Below are 5,453 nucleotides of genomic sequence, written 5' to 3'. Positions count from 1 at the left end.
CGCGCCCGGGCGGGGACCCGGGCGCGGCGGTGAAGAGAACGGTGGGTGGGGAAACGGGTGGGGCGAGCCGGTCAGGCCCGTGGCGGTTCCTGGCCCGGATCGCGGCCGTACTGATCCTTCAGCCGGTCCTGGGCGGTGTCGACGTGCCCGCTGTGCTTGCCCTGGGTCTTGTCGTCGACGTAGTCGCCGCCCTTGTCGATGCCCTTGCCGGTCTGCTCTCCGTGGCCCTTGAGCATGTGCTTGAGCTTGTCCATCACGGACATGAGGACATCCTCCTGGTCGAGACTTCCCCCCTTCCAGTTTCACCGCAGGTCACCCGACGCGCATCCCCGGACGGACGCGGGCCGCCGGACCGCCCCCGCCGGACCGCCCCCGCCGGACCGCGCCCGGCGGGGGCGCCATCAGTCCGCCGACGCCGTCCAGCCGTCCAGCCGGACCCGGTACGCGTCCGCCGGCCGGGCGTCGTCGAAGAGGACGCGCTCGCCGTCCCGCACGCGCAACCCGTCGACGTACACGCCGCGCCCCACGTACAGCCGGTCCGTCGCGTACCGCCAGCGCAGCCGCAGCGGCGTGCCGCGCCAGGCGGACAGGTCCGCATCCAGCCGGTGCCAGACCCGCCCCGACCAGCCCGTCACCGCCCCGCCGGGGTGCCGCCGCGGCTCCTCTCCGGCGCGTACGGTCGTGAACGGCACCGGCCGCCAGGTCACCCCCGCGTCGCCGGAGGCCTCCAGGAACAGGGCGTCCGAGCCGGGCTCGGTGTCCCACCACAGCGCGGCGCGCAGCCGGATCTCACCGGAGCCGGGCGTCAGGTCGGGCAGGGTGAGCGTCGCCGCCGTGCTCGACGCCATGCCCGCGTACCACGCGGTGCGGCCGTGCGCCGGTCGTACCGGAACGGCCCGGGCCATGTGGTCGGCCGCGGCCACCCGCGGCGCCGAACCGGAGCGCCAGCCGCGCACCGGGTGCACCGAGTTGCCGAGGACCACCAGGAAGGAGTCGGTGGTCGGGTCGATGACGAGGCTGGTGCCGGTGAAGCCGGTGTGGCCCGCGGTGTACGGGGTGGCCATGGCACCCATGTACCAGTGCTGGTACAGCTCGAAGCCCAGGCCGTGCTCGTCGCCCGGGAAGGCGGTGTTGAAGTCGGTGAACATCAGCTCCACGGACTTCGGCTCCAGGATGCGGGCGCGGCCGTAGACGCCGCCGTTCAGCAGCGCACGGGCGAGGACGGCCAGGTCCCAGGCACAGGAGAAGACACCGGCGTGACCGGCGACGCCGCCGAGGCTGTACGCGTTCTCGTCGTGCACCTCGCCCCAGACCAGGCCGCGCTCCAGACCGGACCAGGGGAGGCGTGCGTCCTCGGTGGCGGCGATCTTGGACTTCCAGGAGGGCGGGGGGTTGAAACGAGTGCGGTGCATCCCGAGTGGAGCGGTGATCCCGTTCCGGAGCAGGGAGTCCAGGGTGTGACCGGTGATCTCCTCCAGGATCAGCTGGAGCGTGATCAGGTTCAGGTCGGAGTAGCGATACGTGCTCCCGGGCGGGTTCGCCGGCGCCTCGTTCCACAGCAGCCGCAGCTTCCCCTCCCGCGTCGGCTCCTTGTACAGCGGGACCCACGCCCGCAGCCCCGAGGTGTGCGTCAGCAGCTGACGTACCGTGATGTCCTGCTTCCCGCCACCGCCGAACTCCGGCAGATACGCGGTGACCTCCGCCTCCAGTTCCAGCGCCCCGCGCTCGATCTGCTGCACCGCCAGCACGGAGGTGAAGAGCTTCGACACCGAGGCCAGGTCGAAGACCGTGTCCTCGGCCATCGCGATACGCCGCTCCGCCTCCAGCTCCACGCCCGTGTCGGTCTTCTCGTCGTACGCCGCGTAGCGCACCGCGTACCCGATCGCCCGGTGCAGCGCCACCGTGCCGCCGCGCCCCGCGAGCAGTACCGCCCCCGCGTACCACGGGTGCTTGGGGGAGGGGTCGAGAAACCGCTCCGCGTCGGCCACCAGCCGGTCGAGGTGCGCGGGGAGCAGCCCCGCCCGTTCCGCGGAGCCCAGCCTCAGCGTCGGCCGGCCACCCCGGCCCCCGCCCCACCGTCCGGAGCCCGCGCCCGCCGCCGAAGCGGCCCCCGGAATCGAACCGATCACCAGCGCACCTCCCAGGGCCAGGACCCCGCCGCCGAGCCGGCGCCGGCTTATCCCCTCCGCCATCCTCACCCTCCCTGAAAGAATTCTTCGGGAACGGACGCAACACGTGAAACTTTCTTACCGTGCGCCCCGGCCCGTCAATATCGCGCCGCCCGTGAAACCGGGAAGAACTTGACGACGGGTCAGCCCCGTGGAGGGGCGCTCGGCATCTCCGCCGAGCGGCGAACGGCCGAGCGGCGGGCGCCCGCGCGACGACCGCCCGCACCACTGCCGCGGCGCACGGCCGCCGCACCCGTTCCGGCGACCACATCGCGCGGTGCGGTGCCCGCTCTGGCAGCGTGGCCGCATGGATACCGGTACGCACGACGGCACCGCGCGGCTGACCCGGCAGTGGACCACCTGGCTGCCGGTCGTCTCCGTGGCCGTCCTCGCCGCCGGCTGGGGGCGTGACCTGCCGGGTCCCGCCCTCGCCGTGGTCGGGGTCTGCCTCATCGGCTCCGTCCTGTGCGCCGTGCACCACGCCGAGGTCGTCGCCCACCGGGTCGGCGAGCCGCTCGGTTCGCTGGTCCTCGCCGTCGCCGTGACCGTCATCGAGGTCGGGCTCATCGTCATGCTGATGGCAGGTGGCGGCGACAAGGCGTCCACCTACGCCCGCGACACCGTCTTCGCCGCCGTCATGATCACCTGCAACGGCGTCGTCGGCCTGTCCGTCCTCGTCGCGGCGCTACGACGCCATCGCGTCGCCGTCTTCAACGCCGAGGGCTCCGGCGGCGCGCTCGCCACCGTGACCACCCTCGCCACCATGACCCTGGTCCTGCCCACCTTCACCACCGGCAGACCCGGAGCGCAGTTCACCGGCGCCCAGCTCGCCTTCGCCGCCGTCGCCTCCCTCTGCCTGTACGCCCTCTTCGTCACCGTGCAGACGGTCCGGCACCGCGACTACTTCCTCCCCGTCGTGCGCGACGGTCTTCCCGCCGGCCGCGGTGACGGCCCCGGCGGCAGCGAAAGCGCCGGCGGCAAGGGCAGCGACGGTGACAGCGACAGCGACGGCGACGGTGACGCGCATGCCCCGCCACCCGCCGCCCGCGACGCCTGGTGGAGCGTGGGCCTCCTGCCGGTGGCGCTCGTCGCCGTCGTCGGCAACGCCAAGCTGGTCTCCCCGGCCATCGAGGACGGGGTGGAGTCGGCGGGCCTGCCCCATGCGGTCGTCGGCGTCGTCATCGCGCTGCTGGTGCTGCTGCCGGAGACCCTCGCCGCGGTACGCGCCGCGGCCCGCGGCCGTGTCCAGACCAGCCTCAACCTGGCCTACGGCTCGGCCATCGCCAGCATCGGGCTCACCGTCCCGTCGATCGCCCTCGCCTCCATCTGGCTGTCCGGGCCCCTGGTGCTGGGCCTGGGCGCCGTCCACCTGGTGCTCCTCGTGCTCACCGCGGTGGTCAGCGCCCTGACCGTGGTGCCCGGACGTGCCACGCTCCTCCAGGGCGGCGTGCACCTCGTGCTGTTCGCCGCCTTCGTCTTCCTCTCGATCAGCCCCTGACGCGCACCACCCTCAGCGTCGGGTCGCTGAGGACGTCCTTCTCGCAGAAGCGCGCCCGCACCCACCGCTCGCCCGAGAACAGCGCCGTCTGATCCGCGAAATGCGGGGAGTGGGGGTTCGACGACTGGGAGTACGTCAGCAGGGTCCGCGCCACCGGGCAGCGCCCCCCGTCCCAGCCGACCGCCTGGACATGACTCGTCCCGTGCGCCACCTCGGTGTAGCCGCCACCGGCCGCGTTCCACACCGCTTCGGTCTTGTTCCAGATGCCGAGCGCTTCCGTACCGCCGGACACGGGGACGCGCCGGCCGCCCCGTACCACGAACTGGTGCTCACCCAGCGGCGCGTCCAGCGGTATCCCGGCCGCCCGCAGCTCGGCCACGGCCGCTGTCAGCGCCTTGCCGAAAGCGGGCGACGCGGTGTTGAGCGTGTGCGGGGTGCGCACCGGATCGGCCGCCGAGAACGGCACCTTCCACAGCCCGCCCGACGGCGCACCCGCCGTGAGCTTCCGCCAGAAACGGTCGAAGAGCAGCGCGCCCCGGCTGCCGGTGTTCACCGTCCGGTCCCACCGCCGGATGACCTCGCACGCCGGCAGGTCGTCCGGCAGCACCGCCGGGCACGCCCGCGCAGCGTCACCGGCCGCCAGGTCCCCGGCCGGAGCCCGGTTCGCGAACTGCTGCCGCTGCAGATCGGCCACCGTCAGCCGGCCGCGTTCCGCCAGCGCCGCCACATCCTCGACACCGCCGCGGGTACGCAGCGAACGCGGGGTCGCGATGGTGCCGAACACCCGCTCGTAGCCGGTCAGCGGCCGGTCGGCGTTGGTCAGCCAGGCGCTGTCGTTGGAGTTCACGGCGTACGGCGCGTCCCGGAGCAGCGGCATGCGGGACGGCCCGAGGATGCCGGGCTGCACCGCGTCCTCGTCCGACCCGAGCGCGCAGTCCGTACGCGAGCCGTCCAGCACGGCCACGCCCGACGCCGGATACGTCACCTCGCCCAGCGGTGTCGAACAGCGCCGCGCGAGCTCGTCGGTGATGCGCGGCAGCACCTGCGCCTGGGTGAACAGCGTGTGCCCGGCCGCGTCGGCGGCGACCGTGTTCACCCACGGCAGGCCCTGCGTACGGCGCAGCGCGCCCAGCATGTCGCGCGTCGAGCGGGCCTTCGCGAAGCCCAAAGCGGTGTCCGTCGCCCGCAGGTTGACGGCGTTGGGATCGTTCAGCGCGTACGCCGTCGTCGCCGACCAGGGCAGCGGCAGCGACGCGCCGAGCGAGGAGACGACCGGCCCGTACCGCGTCCACCACTGCGTCCGGGTCACCGGGGCGCCGCCCTTCACCGGCACGGTGACCGTCCGCCGCGTCATCCGCTCCGGCCTGCCGTCCACCAGGTACACGGTCGGGTCCGCCGCGTCCAGCGTCAGCTGATGCAGATTCAGGGTGACGCCGGTCGCGACCGTGTGGCTCCACGCCACCTTGTCGGTGAAGCCGATGCTGACGCCGACCGTGCCGAGCAGCGAACCGCCCAGCACGTTCAGCTCGCCCGGGATGGTCTGCTGCGACTGCCAGAAGCGCCGGCCGCCGTGCCACGGGTAGTGCGGGTTGCCCAGCAGCAGGCCGCGGCCGTTCGCCGTCGTCGCACCGCTGAACGCCACCGCGTTGGAACCCATGTCGGCGCTCTCGGCGGCGAACAGGGCGCGGGCGGCCTCGGCCGTGCGCGCCGGCAGAAGCCGAGCGGGTTGGCCGCCACCATGAAGGCACCGGCGACGCAGAAGCCGATGAAGGAGATGGTGACACCGG

3 protein-coding genes and 2 pseudogenes are annotated in these 5,453 nt (G+C 73.3%); 1 reads left to right on the top strand and 4 read right to left on the bottom strand.

The genetic code is table 11. The features are described from left to right. Window positions 1-71: 71 nt before the first annotated feature. Window positions 72-263: an antitoxin gene (locus ABZZ38_RS30120; RefSeq protein WP_356745677.1), complete on the bottom strand. Its 192-nt coding sequence runs from the start codon at window positions 261-263 to the stop codon at window positions 72-74. A gap of 138 nt (window positions 264-401) precedes the next feature. Next, window positions 402-2,192: a serine hydrolase gene (locus tag ABZZ38_RS30115; protein ID WP_356745675.1), complete on the bottom strand. Its 1,791-nt coding sequence runs from the start codon at window positions 2,190-2,192 to the stop codon at window positions 402-404. Between the two features lie 283 nt (window positions 2,193-2,475). Between ABZZ38_RS30115 and ABZZ38_RS30110 the strand changes: the two genes are divergently transcribed. Next, window positions 2,476-3,666: an ionic transporter y4hA gene (locus tag ABZZ38_RS30110; protein WP_356745673.1), complete on the top strand. Its 1,191-nt coding sequence runs from the start codon at window positions 2,476-2,478 to the stop codon at window positions 3,664-3,666. Here the strand turns inward: ABZZ38_RS30110 and ABZZ38_RS30105 are convergent. Beyond that, a pseudogene (locus ABZZ38_RS30105) lies at window positions 3,656-5,359 on the bottom strand (penicillin acylase family protein); the annotation flags it as partial. The gene ABZZ38_RS30110 and the pseudogene ABZZ38_RS30105 sit on opposite strands and share 11 nt — an antisense overlap. Before the next feature lie 20 nt (window positions 5,360-5,379). Beyond that, window positions 5,380-5,453: pseudogene (locus ABZZ38_RS30100) on the bottom strand (HGxxPAAW family protein); the annotation flags it as partial.

It is taken from the genome of Streptomyces sp. NPDC006368, assembly GCF_040612535.1.
Lineage (GTDB): Bacteria > Actinomycetota > Actinomycetes > Streptomycetales > Streptomycetaceae > Streptomyces.
Note: the sequence above shows the minus strand (reverse complement) of the source record. Positions and strands in the feature narration are given on the sequence as shown.